This is a genomic window from Sphingobacterium sp. JUb20, assembly GCF_004342035.1.
Taxonomy (GTDB): Bacteria; Bacteroidota; Bacteroidia; order Sphingobacteriales; family Sphingobacteriaceae; genus Sphingobacterium; species Sphingobacterium anhuiense.
On record NZ_SLYV01000011.1, the window covers coordinates 113,948 to 133,813 of the forward strand.

General features: G+C 39.1%; 13 protein-coding genes. All 13 read right to left on the bottom strand.

Annotated features, from left to right (window positions below):
* Window positions 1-59: 59 nt before the first annotated feature.
* Window positions 60-1,139, bottom strand: a complete 1,080-nt coding sequence (locus EDF66_RS18735; protein ID WP_132844279.1) for a FecR domain-containing protein — start codon at window positions 1,137-1,139, stop codon at window positions 60-62.
* A 67-nt stretch (window positions 1,140-1,206) separates the two neighbouring features.
* Window positions 1,207-1,788, bottom strand: coding sequence for a sigma-70 family RNA polymerase sigma factor (locus tag EDF66_RS18740; RefSeq protein ID WP_132844281.1), 582 nt, complete (start codon window positions 1,786-1,788; stop codon window positions 1,207-1,209).
* 183 nt (window positions 1,789-1,971) lie between these two features.
* The gene (locus EDF66_RS18745; protein WP_132844282.1) at window positions 1,972-3,921 is read right to left on the bottom strand and encodes a hypothetical protein; all 1,950 of its coding nucleotides are present in this window, start codon (window positions 3,919-3,921) and stop codon (window positions 1,972-1,974) included.
* A 23-nt stretch (window positions 3,922-3,944) separates the two neighbouring features.
* Window positions 3,945-5,699, bottom strand: a complete 1,755-nt coding sequence (locus EDF66_RS18750; protein WP_132844284.1) for a LamG-like jellyroll fold domain-containing protein — start codon at window positions 5,697-5,699, stop codon at window positions 3,945-3,947.
* 12 nt (window positions 5,700-5,711) lie between these two features.
* Entirely contained in the window at window positions 5,712-7,721 is a 2,010-nt protein-coding gene (locus EDF66_RS18755) for a M60 family metallopeptidase (protein WP_132844286.1), read from the bottom strand.
* Window positions 7,722-7,732: 11 nt separating this feature from the next.
* On the bottom strand, window positions 7,733-9,478 hold the full coding sequence (locus tag EDF66_RS18760; RefSeq protein ID WP_132844287.1) for a LamG-like jellyroll fold domain-containing protein: 1,746 nt from the start codon (window positions 9,476-9,478) through the stop codon (window positions 7,733-7,735).
* A gap of 45 nt (window positions 9,479-9,523) precedes the next feature.
* Window positions 9,524-11,134: a DUF5008 domain-containing protein gene (locus tag EDF66_RS18765; protein WP_132844289.1), complete on the bottom strand. Its 1,611-nt coding sequence runs from the start codon at window positions 11,132-11,134 to the stop codon at window positions 9,524-9,526.
* A 3-nt stretch (window positions 11,135-11,137) separates the two neighbouring features.
* Window positions 11,138-11,869, bottom strand: a complete 732-nt coding sequence (locus tag EDF66_RS18770; RefSeq protein ID WP_243656086.1) for a hypothetical protein — start codon at window positions 11,867-11,869, stop codon at window positions 11,138-11,140.
* Window positions 11,870-11,882: 13 nt separating this feature from the next.
* A complete protein-coding gene (locus EDF66_RS18775; protein ID WP_243656087.1) occupies window positions 11,883-13,475 on the bottom strand; it encodes a RagB/SusD family nutrient uptake outer membrane protein in 1,593 nt (530 codons plus the stop codon).
* A 10-nt stretch (window positions 13,476-13,485) separates the two neighbouring features.
* Window positions 13,486-16,659, bottom strand: coding sequence for a SusC/RagA family TonB-linked outer membrane protein (locus EDF66_RS18780; protein WP_132844293.1), 3,174 nt, complete (start codon window positions 16,657-16,659; stop codon window positions 13,486-13,488).
* A gap of 14 nt (window positions 16,660-16,673) precedes the next feature.
* The gene (locus EDF66_RS18785) at window positions 16,674-17,642 is read right to left on the bottom strand and encodes a DUF5007 domain-containing protein (RefSeq protein WP_132844294.1); all 969 of its coding nucleotides are present in this window, start codon (window positions 17,640-17,642) and stop codon (window positions 16,674-16,676) included.
* 2 nt (window positions 17,643-17,644) lie between these two features.
* Window positions 17,645-18,304 (bottom strand): fasciclin domain-containing protein, encoded by a 660-nt coding sequence (locus tag EDF66_RS18790; RefSeq protein ID WP_132844296.1) that lies wholly within the window; start codon window positions 18,302-18,304, stop codon window positions 17,645-17,647.
* An 11-nt stretch (window positions 18,305-18,315) separates the two neighbouring features.
* Complete coding sequence (locus EDF66_RS18795) at window positions 18,316-19,857, bottom strand: RagB/SusD family nutrient uptake outer membrane protein (RefSeq protein ID WP_132844297.1); 1,542 nt, start codon at window positions 19,855-19,857, stop codon at window positions 18,316-18,318.
* Between the last annotated feature and the right edge of the window lie 9 nt (window positions 19,858-19,866).

Genomic DNA, 19,866 nt, shown 5'->3' on the forward strand with positions numbered 1-19,866 from the left:
GTATCCTTTCCTTTAAAATGTGGTATTTAAGTATTGTTATATAGCATATGATTTAGGGTTTATTGTAATATAATTGATTCATTTTGTCTCTTAATTTCTATACTTGGATTGGCTTGCTTCAAAAGAGCCAGAACCTGATCAAGACTATATCCTTCCAAATTCCCACTGAAAGTAAATTGTTCTAATGCAGGGTTTTCAATCTGAATAGAAACATTATACCATTTGCTTAACTTAGACACAATTAATGACATTGGATCAGCATTAAAAGACAGCTTGTTATACATCCATAGCGTTTCAGAAGGAGCCTGTTCACCCTCTGAAATAATTAAAGTGGAGTGCTGTACCTGGATTTTAGGCTTGGGGTCTGTTTGAATGACAGGTCCTACTTTTGTTGGGAAAAGTGCAATCTTATCTCCGGGCTTAAGCATTAAAGATTTAACCTGACGGTCTGCTTTCAATTCAATAGAACCTTCCACAAGCGAAGTCTCTGTTTTGTCCTCATCGGGATAAGCACGGATATTAAAACGTGTACCCAGGACTTTTACCTCTGAATTTCTAAATTCAACAATAAACGGGTGTGAGCGATCATGAGCCACGGTAAAAAAGCCTTCTCCTTCTAGCTTAACACGGCGCTCCGCTTTCCCAAATGATTGTTCAAGAAATAGCTTACTGTCCCCATTTAACCAGACAGTCGTACCATCCGATAAATTAATAATTTTCTTTTCTCCTTTTTTGCTGCTATACTGCTCAGTAAATCGTGTTTGTGTCTGCGAATTATAAATCCACAATGAAAGGATCAAAAATAGTGGCAGCAGAACTGCGGCTATACTCCTATAATTTTGATACCAAGCTTTTTTAATAGGGAAAAGGTCGTTTTGTTCTCTAAAACTATTCTCATCGTGAGAGTTCATCGATAATGTTGTCGTTTCAGAACTTTCAATCTTATTTAAAATAGATTGAAAAACTAGTTCAGAGTTGTCTACTTGTTCTTTATGGCTTGGTTTAATGCGTAAAAAATCAAAGAGGACCTGATTTTTAGGGTCAGATTGGAGCAGATACTGAAATTGGCGATTTTCTTCAACGGACAATTGCCCTTGAAGATACTTATTTAGTAAGGTAATAAATTGGTCTTGCTCCATAAACTTGCTGATCTTACTTTAATGATCCGGATCCAACAAGAAACCACCAATGGCTTTTTAATTTTTTTTACAAACCACTGTAATTCAAAGTAATATTTTTATTTCCTAATACTTCTCTTAATCTTTTTAGAGCAAGCTGCATATGCCGATCAACTGTATGGACGCTGATATCCATAATCTCAGCCGCATCTTTATAACTACAATCGAGATCTTTAACTAAAGTAAAAGCCATCCGACATTTAGAAGGCAATTGGGCAATTGCGGCTTCTATCAACGTAATATGCTCCTGGGAAATATAAACCTGTTCAGGAGTAAGAACATGATATTCAAAATTGATGATTTCAGATAGATCAACTTGTAAAGGTAATCTTCCCAGATACTTGATCGCATTGTTTCTGACAGCCTTATATAAATAGGTATTTATCTGATCAATCTGCATTAGGCCAGCCTCTAATGACCACACTTTTAGAAAAATATCAGCAATAATATCTTCTACCACAGGACCGGACTTGACCATACCCATTCCAAATATTTTTAAATCTTTATAAAATTGTAAGAAAAGTTTCTTGAATGCCAGAGCATCGCGCTCCATAGCAATTGCATAGCGTAATTCTTCCCAGGAAAATGGTGATGGAGAATGGCCTAACATATGGTTTTCTTAAATCTAGATTTCTATAAGTGATTTTAAAGTTAGAAATTTTTATCGGAAGGAAGAAATTACAACATCTTTCTAACTTTTAAAAGTAATGAAAAAGAGAAAATAGCGCAATACCTAAAAAATAAAAAAGTGGAGAACGGATCCTCCACTTTTTAAACAGGTAGATATAAAAATCTAATCTAAATCTGCAGAACGCATCACCCGCACGCTACCCGCTCCAGCTCCATTTGAAGATGTTGCGATGTACCAATTTCCCGTCCATTGATCATAGTACATACCAAAAGGGAAATTAAATTTGGCAGACAGAGCATCACCATCACTTGTTCCAGCAGTTGTACCAGCAATTGTAGTCAATACACTATTGGAATTTGATGCTAATTGTGACAATAAAACTAATTTATGAGCACCACTATTTGAAACAACAACCTGATGATCTGAAGTAACAAAAACCCCTCTAGGTTGATTTAAACTCTTTGTCATTACTTCTTGATAATTATCACTCAATCTTACTCGAGATAATCCTGCTCCATTGAAATGTGTAATATATAAATAAGCTCCGTCAGAACTTAACGAAAGTGCATGTGCATAATTCACCTGCGCAACTATTCCAATTCCTTCTGTCAAACCTGCAACACCGGAACCAACTAAAGTACTGACACTGGAAGTCGCTAGATCTATCTTGCGAACACGGTTACCCAACCATTCTGATACATATAAACAGTTCCTGAATTTATCAAATACCAGGCCTGTAGGACGATTGAAAGTAGCTGCAGTACCATTCGCATTATCACCTCCTGCGCTACCTGAACCGGCTAGTGTACTCACGACATATTCGCCATTTGTATTTTTGCTTATTTTTCGAACTTTATGCGCTCCAGAAACATTAGCCGCATCCACCGTATAAATGTTTCCGCTTGAATCAAGTGCAACGGACCATAAGCCATTAAAGGTAGCTGAGAGTGCTGCACCATCAATGGAACCTGCTGCCCCAGAACCAGCTACAACAATACTATGGCCATAAACATCACGCTTAATCAACTGATTTAGAGTGCCATCTGCAATATACAAATTACCATCGTTATCCATTGTAACCGCTTGAGCCCCTTTTGCATTAATCGTTCCCAGATTCAAAGTAGAGACCTTCAAATTATTGAAATTGGGCACTGAATAACGTGGCTTGACATCTTTAAACTCTAATTTAAATGTTCCTAAGAAATCTTTTTCTTCCAGTTCCAATCTGAGTCCATGAAATGGTAATTTCGTATCCGCATTGGATGTTAAAATTAAAGTTCCCGGGTAATTTAACTTTGGCAACAGCAATTCACCACTTGAAGTTAGCCTTACCGTTTGTTCTTGCCCAAAGTCATCTTCCAGAATACTTCTATACTTATATGTAACAGATTCTAAGTCTGCAATTTTTTGAGAATAAAAATAATTGGCTTTTAAGGTAAGATCACCTTGTCCAAACTTTTTTCTAGTAGAGAGCACCTGTTGGTCTTTGTCTTTAGACAAGAGACGTGCTTCCAAAGAATCCAAATCATAGGCGGCACCTCTTTCAGCAATACGTACTTTATACTGTACCGGAAAAGCGATCTTGTCAAATAAAACTTTTCCCGTAACAGATGTATGGATTGTATCAACAACAGAATAGGATTCATTAGCAGATTCTCTAACTAACAATGCAATCCGGGCACCTTCAACAGGTTGGTTATTTTCATCCTGTAACAATACTTCAATACTACTCTCCCCAAATCTTGGAAAGCTTTTTAGATGAATAGGATAATCTTTCTTTTCGGTCAACTCCACATAAGTTTCATCCAAATGATAACGACCTGTATCTCGAATCGATACTTTAACTTTATTGGGATAAGGAACTTCATATTTGAAACTCCCTTGCGCATCTGTAGCTACGGTATCGACAAAAGTACGACTACCGTCACCTTTTGTCTGACGCTCAAATAAAATTTTAACACCTTTGAACGCACTATTATCATCCGTATTGGTCAATATACCGGAAATTGTACCCCGATTAACTTCAGTAGTCTGATTCCAAAAATCATCCCGCTTACATGCACCTAGTGTAATAAGTGCACAGAAGATGGTATAAAAAATATTTTTTTTCATTTCACAAAATAGGCTTGAATAGATTATTTAATAAATTCCGTTTCGTAATTATTCAAGAAAACCTTTCCAGCTAGTTTCCATGATTCTGCCGGTTGAATATTAAGCCAGTAGTAAATCTGCGATGCCGCATCAGTACTATTCATAACAAACTGCATCTTCTTGTCCTGATCGGAAAGACAGTTCCACTGATCTTGTAATTTCCAGACGGCAGTTGATTTATCGAATGTAAAAGCAGTATTACTATCACTACCCGTCGCACTATTGTTGATTTTATATCCATACCCCTCGTCTGCTTTCCAAAATCCTTTGACATTACCCCAATAGCTCGTCTTATCATCTAGCGCGGCATGACAAGTAAAATCGCTGATTTCTTCGTCAGTCAATGCTTTGTTAACGAATACTAAATTATTAATGTCACCATTGAAAGTACCAATTGAAGCTACATTGCCTGAACCTAAAATAAAATTGGCCGCTGTCTGAAAACTTTTACGGTCTGTAGTAACATCTTTTTCCGTTCCTGCCACCCCGTCTACATATAAAGTCGCATAACGTTTACCATCGCTTTTATTGTAGATCTTTAAGGCTATTGTTTCCCAGGTATTCACTGCACCTGCAACTGGACCTACAATTTGTAACTGCCCACCACCATCACCAAGTAGCGCTCGATACTTTCCTGTAGTAGCACCTTCCAGCATAAAATGCCAGCCTCTATTGGAACTGTAGGCGTGAGAGGTTCTACCTAAAATAACTTGATGGCTTGTCCCTCCTGGTTTTACGTAATTTTTCACCTTAAACATAATGGTATACTCCTGACCATCCTTGATGTCGTACAGAGCTGAGTTCGTAGCCGAAATTGTTGGGGTTATATAAGTCGCACCTTTATTATTTAACGTCAAAGAATTGGTCACATCTGCATCTTTAATATGCGTTTCCTGAAAATTTTCATTGTAGAAAATCATCGGAATCTCCCGTTCTGGCATACTAGCACCGCCATAACCATTTTCCAAACCTCCATGATTGGATGTAACAATAACCAACCAATCCTCGGTCGCATAGTTTTTGCGTTCTTTTAAAGCTGCAAGGACTTCTGCGATATAACCATCTACAGTCGTCAAATTAGCTTTATAACCAGCATTGTCGTAGCTAAAACCGGCTTGAAGACCAGCCTCATTGACACTTCTAAAATTGACTGTAGCAAACGCAAGTTCTGCAGGGCCTCGTTTTAATGCTGCAACTGCGCTATCACGAACCAATTGATCATTGTCTACCATAATCTTCGTATCTGCCAGCCCCAATAAACGATCTTGCATAGCGCCATAATCGGACACCGCCAATGATTTTAAGGTACGACCTGTTTCCAGCAATCTTTGATAGATGGTAAAAAAACCTTCAACAGCAGTCGAATTATTGCCATGTGGATCATCTTCATCGATATCTTCTTCGAAACTATTGCCAAAAACACCATGATTGGCGCTATTTTTACCACTTAATAACGATGTCCACGTAGAAGCATCGCCCGTATTTGCATCTGCAAATGCGCGGAAAGTATATTTAGCATGTGGCAATAGGCTCTTAATTGTAGCAGGAACTTCTTTGGCCAACTCACGACCTGAAAGTCCATCGATCACCAAAAGCAAAACTTTCCGATCTTTTACGGCAGGTCTTGATTCTTCTTTTTCGAATATTAGAGGAGGATCAAAATACTTTTTACAGGAACTGGTGAACGCTACGATCACCGTAAGCAATAAGAGCTGTATTTTATAAGAATTCATTTTCATAAAGTAGTCTTTTTAGGGTGTCACATTGATAAAACCAAGCTCAGCAATCGAAGCATAATCTGTTGGTGTGAACAAATCGGCCTTGTTAATTTTGATACGAGCATATTTAAAGGTCCTCGTTTCTTTCGTTTCAGAATTAAAGAAAAAATATTGCTTAAATAAATCTCGGGTCATATTGTGCGTTCCCGCAGGTTGCCAAAAAACATTGTCTTCACTTAATTCTAAACTAAATTTTTTGAAATGATTGGCATGATTAGCTACCTGACGGATAGACAGTGAAATGCCATTAGCAACGATGCTATTTGCACCTGTCTGTACTGTTATCGTCCATGTAGGTGAAGAAAATGCGGCTCCGGTACAAGTCGCATTCCAACAGGATGACCAAAATGTACTAATATCACCATCTAACATTTTTGAAGGCACATATGTATTACTCGCATCTGTTTGATTATTACTGGCAGTAGCGATCCATCCCGTTTTTGGAAGTTCTGGGTAATAAGCATTTTCACCTCCCGTATGTGTTACCGGATTATAAAGCCAGAAATATTGATTCAATAAAGGTAATTTCAAATCTTCAACCACATAACGTTTGGATACGTCACTAACCTTGATGCCCCAACCAATTGATAAAAAAGGTTCCATATCCATTTTTGTATATTCGCATAAGGACTCATAGAAAAAGTCAATTTTAGACTGATTATTGGCCGATGTAAACCGCGCATTTCGTGCTCTCGTGTACAAATATGTCATGAATTCATATCCATATTTTTCAAAAATCTGTGCATACATGATGAGTTTAGCATCGTTATGATTTTTGGAAATGGTCTCCATATTGGCCCATGTCTTTGTTTTGGCCGCATCAGTGTTGCCAACAGGTGCGGAGTAAGTAATCCAAGCCTGTCCTGTAGGCCAAACTTCGGCTATCTTAGTATGTTGCTGCCCATTAACCCAAGCCATCTTAAAACTGAAAAGGTTATTGGTCACTTCTCCATTGCCATCGAAATTCCAAGTACTTCCCTGTTGCATATTGTGTCCCAGCTCATGATAAGTACCCCAATTTTGCGTCATTACAGATTGTAAACTCGTAGCCTGTCTAAAATATTCATCACTATTACGGGCATGAACAGGATAACCGGACGACTGCGCTACACCAGCTTTGAAAAGTACTTCATGAACAATACGCCATTTATTGAATGGGGCACGGTGGCGGACGTCTGGATTTCCTTCTGTCATACCCGTCCAATCCCAATATGCTTTTTGGATCATTTCATCCCATTTAGTCATCAAAGCGGTAGGATTAAGTAAAGGAAACTTTTTAAGCTTGGCGGTTTCTAGAGTTAATACCATGCGTTTTCCTTCCAGCTCAAACCAAGGAACTGTTGATTTGGAAACCTTATCCAACCATTCTGCATCGGTCGATTCGCCCAATTTGAAACTTGGAGCCTGTACAACACCAGAAAAAAGAAGATCGGCGGTACGTCCTAAAGGACTAGAAGGAAGGATGTAAATCAAGCCGCCGTATAGGTTGCGTAGGTAATTTTTACCGGGAAACAACACTTGGCGTGAAGCGACTTGCAAATCACGCTGAGGAGCAGGGATACCGGTTGCACTATTATGTGTATGCGCACCGATCTGAGCGGTAAGTCCATAGATACCTGCAGGCACCTCAATGACAATAAGTTCACCTGCAGGTGCATACATACTGGTACTCTGCCAATTGCCTGGAGCAACTGAAATACGTAAATCGGAGGATCTGATTTCATCAAAATTAAGATCAATCGTCACCTTATAATTTTCCAAACGCGGTTCCTTATCACCGATCAAACCCGGAAAAACACGTGCTTGGGTATATTTTGAATAGTCGATCTTAAAACGGTTGGTATCAATAGCAGCACCAACAGTATCGGTATATTCTCCGGATGAATATCCATTATCAAATAAGTACCCGTAATCTTTGGAACAAGAATAGTTCAGGACCAAAGATACTGCACAAGAAAAACAAAATAATAATTGCCTTTTCATCTTTTAGTTTTTTATTGATTTGAAAATGCTGGAGCCCAACTTTGTGCATCCAAATTAAACTGCCCAACCTCAATAATACCCAACCAGTTGTATACCATTTTAGGAATATCGACCGAACGAATCACGTAACGTTCTAAATAATCGGGCAATGTTGGACATAGATTACCGGCTCTCTCAGAGAAACTGGTAAAAGCAAATGGACCCACCATAGTAAAATTACGTCGGCTTGGACTTTGATCGCGGATTACTGCAGCTTCATCATTGGCAGGCCAGTAACCGATCAGATTGGGGTAATATGCATCGGACAAAGCCGTAGACATCGTTGTACAATAGTTACTCTGGATCTGAGCAACAGGAAGTGCCGTATTATAAAAACGGACATCGCCAATCATGTGCTTTTGAGTATCCTTAATAAATCCAGAACCGTAGCCCAATTGGAATACACCTGATCCAATACCGCTAACACCTGAGATATCTTTGGTTTCGCCGGCTACGCCATCGACATAAATAGTCATAAACTGTTTACCTTCTTGCTGAAAGAAACGACCTGTCAAGGTATACCAGCTATTTAATTCTAACTTTTGGGTGAAATAAGCAGTTGTACCGGCTACTTTTAGACGAATATTAGCACTCGATTCATCATTGGTACTACTGTAACCATTTAAAAATGCCCAGCCAGCTTCACCACCACTCGTACTTGATCGGTTACCTAGAAGTGTCGTATTATAGCCCCCAAATTGCAAAAATTTAACCTTCAACTGAATCGTATATTCTTTTGACTTATCAATATCATAAAGTTTACTGTCTGATGCTGACATCTTACCATATACCTGATTTGCTGCAGTTCCATTACTCACATACGTCGCCGCAGACGAGATCCACGACGGATCTGCTGTTTCCATTCTCTCAACAAGTTTATAGGTAAAATCGCTATTGTACATCAATGCGAAGTTGTTTCGTGCAGGTATTGCATAAATACTCCCGTCTTGTAATGCAGGATCTAAGGTATAATCCCCACCATTGCTAGATACAACTGCAACCAACCATTTTTCATTTTTATAACCTGGACGCGCTTTAATGGTGGTCATCAAATCTCCTAAACGTTGATCGAAAGTATGCAATGCCTGCACATATCCAGCTACTTTGGGGCCGAAACCAAATTGCCTTCCCGCTTTTTGAACATCAGAGAAAGTTGCCACCAAAACCCCGACCTCTTCTCGCTTTAATTCTTCCTTCGCATGTACCAATACCTCTTCATCAGATGCCACTTGTTTATTCAGATCCAAAGATCCTGTTTCAACAAGAAGCTGTACCGCATCACTGTTGCTTACCAGGGCGGTACGCGCATCTGTATATTGTTTGATCCGTTTAAATAGTGTTGGATAATTTGCCAAATTATTTCCAGTTGCTTGCTCGTTGATTACTTGATGTTTAGTAATTTCTGTACCCGTTAACAAATCGGCATAATTGCTCGTTAATAGTCCATTTTCATTACTCACCGAATTCCAACTAAAAGTTGAATTTAAAGTCATGGCCGCTAAATTTGGCATATTACCGTAATCTGTCGCCTCGTTACCCACGACGGTACCAACAGCTCCTTCCACAACAATGTAGGCTATCTTGTATTGATTGGCCTGAATCTGAAGATCGGACGGATTTTGGTCAAAGTCCAACTTATTGTCCAAGTCTTTATTACAGCTGGTGAGATGAACCGCTAAGAGTGCGATTATCCCAAAGTTTTTATAATTCTTCCACATAATCCTATATGTTTATTTCTCTTGAATAATGGGTCTATTAGTATGTTAGTCTAAAATGGTCAAACGAACAATGTTTCCTAAATTGCTCTTCCCATTAAAGGAAGTGAAACCTCCGACCAGTGTTAATGTACGTTGACCTAAGGAATTAGTACCCTCTAAAGAATCATTGACCGTACCGACTAACCGCCCCGTATTATTATAATCCTGTGCTAGGGTACCATCTGCATTTAAAACCAGCAAGCCTTCACGAATGATGCTATCATAAGTTTTAAACGTCCCAGTAACTACAATAAGTCCATTACTTAACTGTACCGCATAAGAGGGGGTACCCCCCGTAAAACCTTTACTTTGGAAACTTTTGTCTACCGAACCATCTAGATTGATAACCACTATACCATTTGCAGGTATGCCATTAAAACTGGTAAAAGATCCGGTGAGAACATATTTTTTGGTTTCTTTAACATAACTGATGTCAAACACCATCCCATTCGCACCCGAACCTGTTTGAAAACTAGGGTCAAAGGTGCCATCATCATTAAGTCGAACAATACCGTTTGCGGCATTACTACCATTAAAAGTCGAAAATATACCTACTAGCACTAATTTGCCATCAGACTGGAGATGCGCATCGAAGATGGATCCATTAACCCCTGTATAGCTTCTTTTGGGAATACTTTTATGATCGACAAAATAAGTGGAATCAAGTGACCCATCCATATTCATTCGAACGACACCATTCATACCAAAGAAATCGGTCAAAATATTATCATAAGTAGAACGGACGTAATAATTACTGCTGTAGGTTTTAAACCCTCCAACGATGGTTACTTTATTATTCTGAACAAAAGTCTTTAAAATAGATGTTTCTGAACCGCCATTAAATGCTGGAACGATGATATTGCTTTTGTTTGGATCGTCCGTCAAATTTAATATCGGCGTTGACTTGACAAGTAATGCACCTACGGAACTGATGGTGGTCATATTTTTAATCATGCTAACGGTATCATAACGTTGAAAGCCTCCTGAAATCAGGATATTACCATCGTTAAGTTCGTTCATGCTGTTAACATTACCCGTTACTCCTTGTCCAAATTTCATTCCTCGCACAAATTCTCCGGCATTGGTGATTCGTGCTAAACCTGAAATCTTGGAGGAAGCTCCATTTCCGTTATAATCGGAAAACATACCACCAATAAAAATTTGATTATTGCTAAACTTAGCAATCGAAAATAGAGGTCCGTTGGATCCTACACCAGACTGGAAGGTAAGATCGATTCCTAATTTACCGATAATAGGCAAATTCGGTCCTGCAAATACTTGCCCATTTACAACCGCTTTGACCCCTCCAGTACTCGTATTCTCTGAAACTACGCTGGTCAAGGTCGAATCAGTGATATCTACGATATCTGACTCAACGTTATTGATGTAAAATTTAATCTGATCTTTATATTTCAAAAGCCCATTGACCTTAAATACCACAGTACTGCCTACTTTCGCTTGCGAAGGACTAGGCGTACCTTCCTGAAAAACAACATCTAATGGCTCCTTACCCCCTGCATACGGATCTGGTCCATATTCTATTTTATTGCTACAGGACATGACACTTGAAAGGACAAATATCACGAATAGCTTAGTGGTTAATTTCATTCTTTTCATAACTTACTTGGTATAATCAATTCCATGCTCAATGGCCATTACAATAAAACGCGAGTAAACAAAGCCGAACCGATGTCTATTATAATTCAGCACATGAACCCGCCCGTTGGTCGGTTTGATATTGGACGATGAGACGAACGTATTTACCCAATCGGATGATGGGGTTGAATAATCGGGTACATACGACAGTAGAATCTGTCTAGCTCCGCCATATTTTATGGTGGCATCACCATTTTTTAAATCGTGGTACACGACACCTACATTAATAGATTCCGTTTCATCATAGGACTGAAAGATCTGACCTCCGAATGCATACAGCGCAGTTGTATCTACTTGCCTGAAGTCAATCAGACCATAGTCACCTTTGATCAGGTATTGTGACAATATTTTTTTCCAAACTACAGGTTTAACCTGTTTAAAGGAAGTAATTGTATCTTTTCCGAGCTGATACAAATAAGTATTCAACCCATCAATTGCTTTTCTAAATGTCGGATCTGGAGGAGCAAAAAAGGTGATCTGTTCATTTTTAAAAATATCCTCCATCCCAGCATATCGGATCACCTGTGTTAAGGTATCAAAAGGATCTTCAGGACGCTGACTTTTAGCGTCAAGATAGGCCATCATATTACCATTAAACTTTGGGTCATGTGTACCCGTATCTTCAAAATAATCTTTATTGGTACATGCAACCACGCTTATCAGCACCAATAAACCAAATAGTATATTTTTCATCATTGTAGAGATTATCTTATTTCCAATAGTCGTTAAGTGTCATATAGGGATTATTATTCATCGCTTTGGGGTTAATCGGCCAGGTCCATCCACCTGCAACAAAACCAGCATAGCTCATCGCTCTGCTACTATAGAGCGGGTCATAGATTTTTCCTGTACGAACAAGATCATAGTAATAATGACCCTCGCCCATCAATTCTTTACAGCGTTCCCAATAAATGGCATCTGATAAGTTGTTTTCATAATTATTGGATGCAGGGTAAAGCCCTGCTTTAGCTCTACCCCTAATCAGATTCAACAACTCAGTAGCTTTGCCATCTTTTCCAAGATTGGCATTGGCCTCAGCTTGTAATAAAACCGCATCTGCCAATCGAAATATAATCTGGTAATTCCCCAACGATTGAGCAGTATTGCCAGAACCTAATGCTAGATTGAAAAACTTAAAGAAGGTAAAGGCGCCGGTGCCAGAGTACATGAAATTTTCACCCTTCAAATCGGTAAACCAGCTTTTAATACGACCGTCCTCTTGACCGTCGGGATAAATGGTTTTCATATAATTAGGATCGTAAGTCAGCTCGCTTAAATTCGTTGTGGTCGAATTCAATAAAAAATAGGGCGCATGAAGTACATGCGCAAAATAAGTCTTCCGTAGATTGCCATACGATTCACCATAATTTACATTGTTAGGTATCTCAAATAACCCTTCTCTGGAACGACCGTTAAAAACTTCGGCAACCCGTTCGATAGGTAGCAGTTCGTAGGCATTGGCCGCTACAGCGCCCTCTTGATAAAGCTCATCCCCTAAAACATCTGTTGCTGTATAATAGGACGTTGCATTATCTTTGTCAAATCCGGCCAGCCACATATTAAGATGCATCATCAGTGCCAAGGCCGATCCTCTCATGGCACGTACACCGCGATTTGCTGGATCGCTATACGTCCAAGGTAAATCGTCTTTTACTTCAGCCAAATCTGCCAAACATTTCTTTGCCACTTCGACATGACTTGTACGCGGCAAAGCATCTTGATTATAAGAATTGGTATAATAAGGCACATCACTGAATAATCGGATCAAAATAAAATAAGACATGCTACGCATAAAAACAGCTTCTGCCTGATACTTCTTCACTTCATTAGCTGAAAAAGAAGGATCATTCTCAGCAACTTTTGGCACCAAATCGTATAAAATATTGGCAGATTGAATAACCTTATAAATAGGTGTCCAATCACTAACTTTATCCCACTCCACATTATACGTCCAGAAACGTTCAGCATCGGTTCCTGGTGTTGGTCTAACGGTGTTGACTAAAGTGCGGATATCACCACGACCAATGATACTAATGTCATTTCGGTTAGGAAAAGTCGCTGTTTTCAATACAGGAGCATTACGGAAATCTCCGATCAATAATACGGGACGATCAATACCCACACCTGAACGAAAGAGCCGATAAACTTCCCTTGTAAATGTCTCTGCATCGTCTTTATTACGCCAAAAATTATTACCTGAAAGGCTATCAATGGGCTCTACATTCAAGAATTTCTTACAGCCAAACAGACTAAAAAGAACTAGTACCCCTATTGTATATTTTGTAATTTTGTTAATTATCATGCTCTTAAGATTAGAATTGAACATTTAAACCCAATGTATATGTCTTTGGTGTAGGATAACCATCCGATCGGTCATAGCCCATTGCTGTAACTCCCTCTGGATTTGGGCCGCTATATTTTGAAAAGGTATGCACATTATTGGCCGTCCCAAAAACACGTAAAGAAGTAATCTTATAACGTTGCGTCCATTCCCTTGGGAAATTATAGGCTAAAGTGATACTATTGATTTTCCAATAGGATCCATCTTCTAAAAACAACGTTTGGTTAGGACGGAAGGGCTGTACGCCACTACGTCGCAAAAAATCATACGGATTTGGCCATTCACTATTATTACCTACAAGAGTCCAAAAGTCGTATTTATCTAGAGGTAATAATGCAGCATCTTTTTGGCCATTATTATCCCCAAATAGTGGGTTGCCGTAAGATCCCATCTGACTCGCTAATGCCGCATTAATGACATCGCGTTTTAAAGTAAATGAGGAGTTAACATTAATGCTCATCCCTTTATACTGGACAAAAGTCGAAAGTCCTCCAGTAATCTTTGGTTGAGCATTACCAACCACCACACGATCACGGTCATCTAAGATATAATCACCATTTAGATCCGTCCAAAAAGGATCGCCTCCTTGAAAATAATAAGTGGTACCATCCTTTACTGTTTTATAAGGTTCGCCTGTATCAGGATTGACAGGAACAGAAGCATCATCTGCAAAAGTTCCTCTATAATTGTACAATAAATATGATAAGCTGTTACGTCCTAAGCGGTAGTAGGTATCAAATCCGTTTCCGGAATCGTCTTTAACAATATATTGACGTGCATTGTCAGGTAAACGCGTCAACACATCCTGATTGACAGCACCATTTAACGAAATATTCCAATTTACTTTGCTCTGGTTACTCAATGGTCTGAACATAAAAGTAAATTCGTATCCATAATTGACCATACTGACATCATTAGTTTTGATATTACTAAATGCATTGTGATCTGCCAATGGTCTTTCCCACAACATATTATCTACCTGCTTGTAATAGAATTCTTGAATAGTTGTAATTCTATTTTTTAGAATACCCATTTCCAGCGCTAAGCTACTTGATGTTGTTGTTGACGGAATCAACAAGCTATTGGGCATCTGCCCCCAGTTAAAACCGATAGTAGGATTATTGTTAAATGCACCTGTAAATATATATTTACCATTAGCATCGAACACCGTACCTGTTGGGACAATATTTTTTCCCCAACCCGCACGCAACGATAGGTAATCTAACCATGTGTCGGCTGCATCGGCCATAAAACTTTCTTTTTGGATATTCCACCGGCCAGATAAGGATGGATTCTTCTGCCACGCGACATCGGGCCCTACAGTGGATGACTTATCGAATCTATACGTAACATCAAATATGTATTTTGACATATAATTATAACTCGCCGCCCCTGCGAAAGCTACCGAACGGACATCGGACATATTATTGAGAACACCTCCTTTTGCTGAACTACCATTGAAACTAAAGGGGCCTTCTAACTGATCATTACTAAATCCTTCTTTCAATTGCGCTTTAGCAATCGAATTGTTGACATTGATCTCGTTCAAGATATAAGTAGTCAAAATATGTTTCTCATCTTCACCAAAAGCCTTGAGATAAGTCACTTGACCCATATTATATATGGTATTGCGCTGCGAATCGAAATTATATAATTTAGAATTGTTGTTATTGGAAACCGCTGGTGAAAAATTGTCGGTTCTATTTGCTGAATAGTTATAGCTGAAGTTATTTTTAAAACGTAAGCCATTAATTACTTCGTACTCAAGCTCTAGATTGGACTTCACATCTGTCGTTCGATTGTCATTGCGGCCGAGTATGGATGCTGCTAATGTCGGATCTACAAATGCTGAGCTTGGTCCAGGCAATAAAGAGGATGCTGAAGAAGAGCTCGCCACTCCTCCTTGCGAAACAGAGGTACCCGTTCCTGTTTTTTGTTGTCCGATATTTCCAGACATATTCACAAACATACGGAAACGGTCACTAGGGCGATATTCTGAATTCATACTCAAGGTATAGCGATCAAAACCTGTATTTTGAATGATCCCCTTCTCATTGTAATACTGTCCGTTAATCTTATAATTGAAGGTTGCATCACCACCAGAGGCATTGACGTTATGTGACTGGCTATAGGTAGACTTATAAAACACGTCCTGCCAGTTTGTGGCATTATTATAATAAGGATTTAAACTATCGGACAAAATCTGATTGTCAAAAATCAAATCACGACCATGGTAATAATTTTCCCCATAATTGAGCACTTGATTGATTCTTGACATACGTTCACCACGGCCGCCCAGAATAGAGCGTAATTCGGGTGGTACTTTAAAAAATTGATTGGTAGAATACTGAATAATAGGCACCTTTGACAAACCTCTTTTTGTGGTAATCCGGATAACACCATATGCTCCGCGAGACCCATACAATGCCGTTGCTGCCGCATCTTTCAGCACATCTACCGACTGAATATCTTCAGGTGGAATCAATGAAATTGGACTAATACCAGTGCCGGCACTGTTGAACCCATATTGAAAGTCGGTATTGTCATCGACAGGAACCCCATCAACAATGTATAGAGGTGAAGTCGGTGTCAGAAAAGCATCCTGACCTGACCCACTCATTGAAATATTGGATAGTCCACGTACAAGAACAGATGCACGAACACCGGGCTGGCCACTGCTAACCTGAACGTTCATACCTGCAACTTTACCTTGCAATAACTCTGTCACATTGGAAACTGGATTATCTTGAAGTTGCTTCCCATCAATGGTAATGGCAGAAGATGTCAATGTTTCGCGCTTCCGTTGCATAAATCCTTGTACAACGACCTCATTCAACTTATTTTCAGCTCTAGTCATATAAACCGTAAAGGTGAAGGCTTTCTTTCCCTCCAAAGACTCTTTTACTTGTGTATACCCCGTGCTTGTAAAGACCAATACATCATTGACTGGAGCATTGACTCTGAACAATCCTTTTTTGTCTGTCGTTCCAATTGCTTTGTTTAGCTTTGTGGACCGAATGGTTGCGTTGGCAACACCAGCTCTATTTTGCTGATCTTGAACAAAGCCAGACACAGCTACCATGTCTTGTGCACTCAGGAACGAAACAAAGAGTATAAAAAAATTTAACAATATATATTTTTTCATCTTATATAATAATCTTAGTCGTTATCAAATAATGGCGCCTCATCAGGAAAATAGATCACCACATCCCAATCTCCCTTTTCGTAAATGCTGTAAAAAATGTTTATACGGCTCTGTAATCTAATCCCACCTAGTGCTATTCTCGAATATTGAAATTGTGATTTTGCAAAATCACCACTGTTCCATTTGGTTGCAATAGTAGGTACAAGTGGCATTGGATATTCCACATCATATCGAACTACTGTGGAATCGCTGGACATTTTTTTGTTAAAACCATGCACAAGTTCATCCCAATTAGTCTCATTGAAACGCGAAAGCTTGATCGGTTTTAGATCAGGACCTAATACCTTGAATGAAATAGAACTTCCTTCACCGGTTTTATGATACCATACTTGTATAGGTATCAATATATTTTTTGTAGAGTCGCCTAAAACTCCCGTTGACATAAAAAAACCGCCATCGCTAGACTCTTCTTTCTTTGGAATCAGGCGCATATTCTTAAAAAAACGACGCCCACCATTATTACTTACATCCACATCAAAGTAGTAACCCGAATCGGGGTATGTTTTCAATATATTGGCATTACTGGCACTATGCATAGTTAGATTCCCTGAATGCTCGCCGATTTCCCATAGAGGTCGCATGACAGTATCACGCTTAGCACGAATTTCGTTCAATGATTTTTCCTCGCCTGTATAGCGACTCTTCCAAATCGAAACAGGAAAAAGCTTCAGGAGCTCAGGAGCAGGTTTCCCTTCATAATTTCGGACATCTGAAATACGAAAAGTCAACGGCATAGTCGATTGATCTGCATTAAAAATACTTGTATAAGAGGTAGTACGACCTAGTATGGGTTGAAATTCAGTTGTTGAAAAATTCATTTCTAAACTAAAGGCATCTAAATCGGAAGGGAAATTTTTTTTACACCCCAGCATACCCAGTGCTATCAAACCAAGCAGTCCCCTTGTGATCGTTCTTTTTTTCATAATTATCGATTAAAACGGGTTAAGAATTCACCAAAACCAAACTCATGCCCGTTAGACAGTATATGTACAACGCCATTTGTAGTTTTGATATTAACAGCTTGAGTTGCTGATCTTGTCCAATAAGTACTAAAATTCGATCCCTTTGTATCACTATAGAAAACTGTTACCAAGCCGCCATCAACCAAGCCTGTAGCCTGTTGTTTGATACGCTGCGCATGCATAGGTTGACTAATCTTCAATGTTTTAATAAAAAGTCCATCGACAAAAAGCATTGAATCTGTTGTCACAATACCGCCAACCAGGTATTTACTCAGCACGGTATCCAACTGCACCAAATCAAGATCTTTAATATATAAGGGATTTTTTTTCTGATTCTTACGAATAAGATTGAAGTTATAAAGCGCCGATTGAAACGATGAGTTGGTTGGAGCAAACAACGTGACACTATCGGTTTTCATAGTTGCTTTGAGTTCTGGATACAGATTCAATACTTTCAATAGTGAATCGTATACCTGAGTTTTGGATTCCAGGTATTCAATGGTATTGCCATTAAATAAATTTTCTCTATTCTGATAGTCATAATAGCCATCCATTTTTGTACAGCTGGCCCAAAAGAATAGCGTACAACATCCTAATAAAACGATTAAAATATAATTTTTCATGATAGTAGTTTTTACAACCAGTAAGGGTTTTGTTTCAACGCTTTGTTGTTATTCAATGCTTCTTTTGCAACTGGCCAAAAAATTCCTTTTTGATCGATCAACGTATTGAAAGCAGCATTGTCTCGTTTGATTTTATTATATCGCACCAAATCATACCATCTCCACCCTTCACCCATCAACTCACGTCTGCGCTCCGAAAAAATCTGATCTAATAAATTCCCTGCAGGAGCTTCTGCTAAACCACGGCTTTTACGAACCTGATCCAATAATCCTTTTGCTTCATCATTCTGCCCAAGCACAACAAGCGATTCGGCTTTTAACAGAGCAATCTCTTCCAATCGAGAAAACACAATCGCCGAACTAAATAATGGGAGCGATCCGTCAGCTCCGGAAACTCCTTCTCGGATCACTTTAATTTTACTAAAAATGGGATATAAACCTCCTAAATTTGAAAAGTAAGTGGACTGCGGTTCACCAGTACTGGTAATTTGAAAGCGAACATCCGATGGTTCATCAAATATTTGAACAATACGATCTGTGGGGATGTAGATATCTGGAATGGCCTTGGAAACCAGAGGACTTGCAAGTGTCAATTGTTCAAGATGCCCTTGATAAGAAGCTTCATTAGCAGACCATTTAAAAGGAAAAGCAACCAACTGCGAGTTTGATGAATTGAAAAAGAAACCATTCGCATTCGTTAGGTTGCTCGATTCAATAAATGCGGCACCACCTTTGCCGGCATTCGTAAGCACATAATCAGCATAAATAGAGGCTCCCAGATAATTGTTGGAACTGGCAGCGATATGTGCCAAAATAGCATTTGCCGACAATCTATTGAATAATACGCCATTCCAAGCTGCGCGGTCTTGACCAAAATAATACTGTGCCGGATAAATTGGGTCGGTTAAGTCGGCATAAACAAATGGAAGAATATCCTTTGCCGCTTTTACTTCTTGCTCAGCATAAGCCAACACTTCTTTTTCGGAAGACTGTTTAATGCTCGGAAAATTCCCTTCGTAAGCTTTATCCCAGATAGGTACATCGCCCCAGGTACGTGCTAATAAATAGTAGCAGAAGCCCTTGATGACACGCATCTGTGCAACATCAATTTTATTATTTAAACTGGTATACTGTGCATCAAGTGTTACAATCTGGCCTGATTTTTCAATGAATAAATTGGCGGCATTGATCACAGCATAAAATTTACGCCAGTTACTTAAATTTTGGACTAAGGCATAAGACGAATTTAAATCGCCTGAAATAATAACTTCCAGATCTCGTTTATTAACAGCCGTAAAATCCCCTCCTCGCAATTCACCGTACATCCAGTGGGCATTATCTTGAGCTAAGGCACTGCGCAATAAACCATATACCCCCATTAGAGAACCCCGCGCATCATTGATATCTTTCCACTTATTTTCTTCATTGACAATATGACGAGAATCTACATCCATCATTTTGTTGCAGCCCCCCAATAATGTTAGTGTGCCCAGTCCAAATAACAGTGCCCCAGGCGCCGCTATTCTTCTCATATATCGATTGATCTTTATCATCGTTAACAT

Bases quoted from the DNA above. Each gene is read 5' to 3' on its own strand.
- EDF66_RS18735 (WP_132844279.1), bottom strand. From the start codon at position 1,139: ATGGAGCAAGACCAATTTATTACCTTACTAAATAAGTATCTTCAAGGG.
- EDF66_RS18740 (WP_132844281.1), bottom strand. From the start codon at position 1,788: ATGTTAGGCCATTCTCCATCACCATTTTCCTGGGAAGAATTACGCTAT.
- EDF66_RS18745 (WP_132844282.1), bottom strand. From the start codon at position 3,921: ATGAAAAAAAATATTTTTTATACCATCTTCTGTGCACTTATTACACTA.
- EDF66_RS18750 (WP_132844284.1), bottom strand. From the start codon at position 5,699: ATGAAAATGAATTCTTATAAAATACAGCTCTTATTGCTTACGGTGATC.
- EDF66_RS18755 (WP_132844286.1), bottom strand. From the start codon at position 7,721: ATGAAAAGGCAATTATTATTTTGTTTTTCTTGTGCAGTATCTTTGGTC.
- EDF66_RS18760 (WP_132844287.1), bottom strand. From the start codon at position 9,478: ATGTGGAAGAATTATAAAAACTTTGGGATAATCGCACTCTTAGCGGTT.
- EDF66_RS18765 (WP_132844289.1), bottom strand. From the start codon at position 11,134: ATGAAAAGAATGAAATTAACCACTAAGCTATTCGTGATATTTGTCCTT.
- EDF66_RS18770 (WP_243656086.1), bottom strand. From the start codon at position 11,869: ATGATGAAAAATATACTATTTGGTTTATTGGTGCTGATAAGCGTGGTT.
- EDF66_RS18775 (WP_243656087.1), bottom strand. From the start codon at position 13,475: ATGATAATTAACAAAATTACAAAATATACAATAGGGGTACTAGTTCTT.
- EDF66_RS18780 (WP_132844293.1), bottom strand. From the start codon at position 16,659: ATGAAAAAATATATATTGTTAAATTTTTTTATACTCTTTGTTTCGTTC.
- EDF66_RS18785 (WP_132844294.1), bottom strand. From the start codon at position 17,642: ATGAAAAAAAGAACGATCACAAGGGGACTGCTTGGTTTGATAGCACTG.
- EDF66_RS18790 (WP_132844296.1), bottom strand. From the start codon at position 18,304: ATGAAAAATTATATTTTAATCGTTTTATTAGGATGTTGTACGCTATTC.
- EDF66_RS18795 (WP_132844297.1), bottom strand. From the start codon at position 19,857: ATGATAAAGATCAATCGATATATGAGAAGAATAGCGGCGCCTGGGGCA.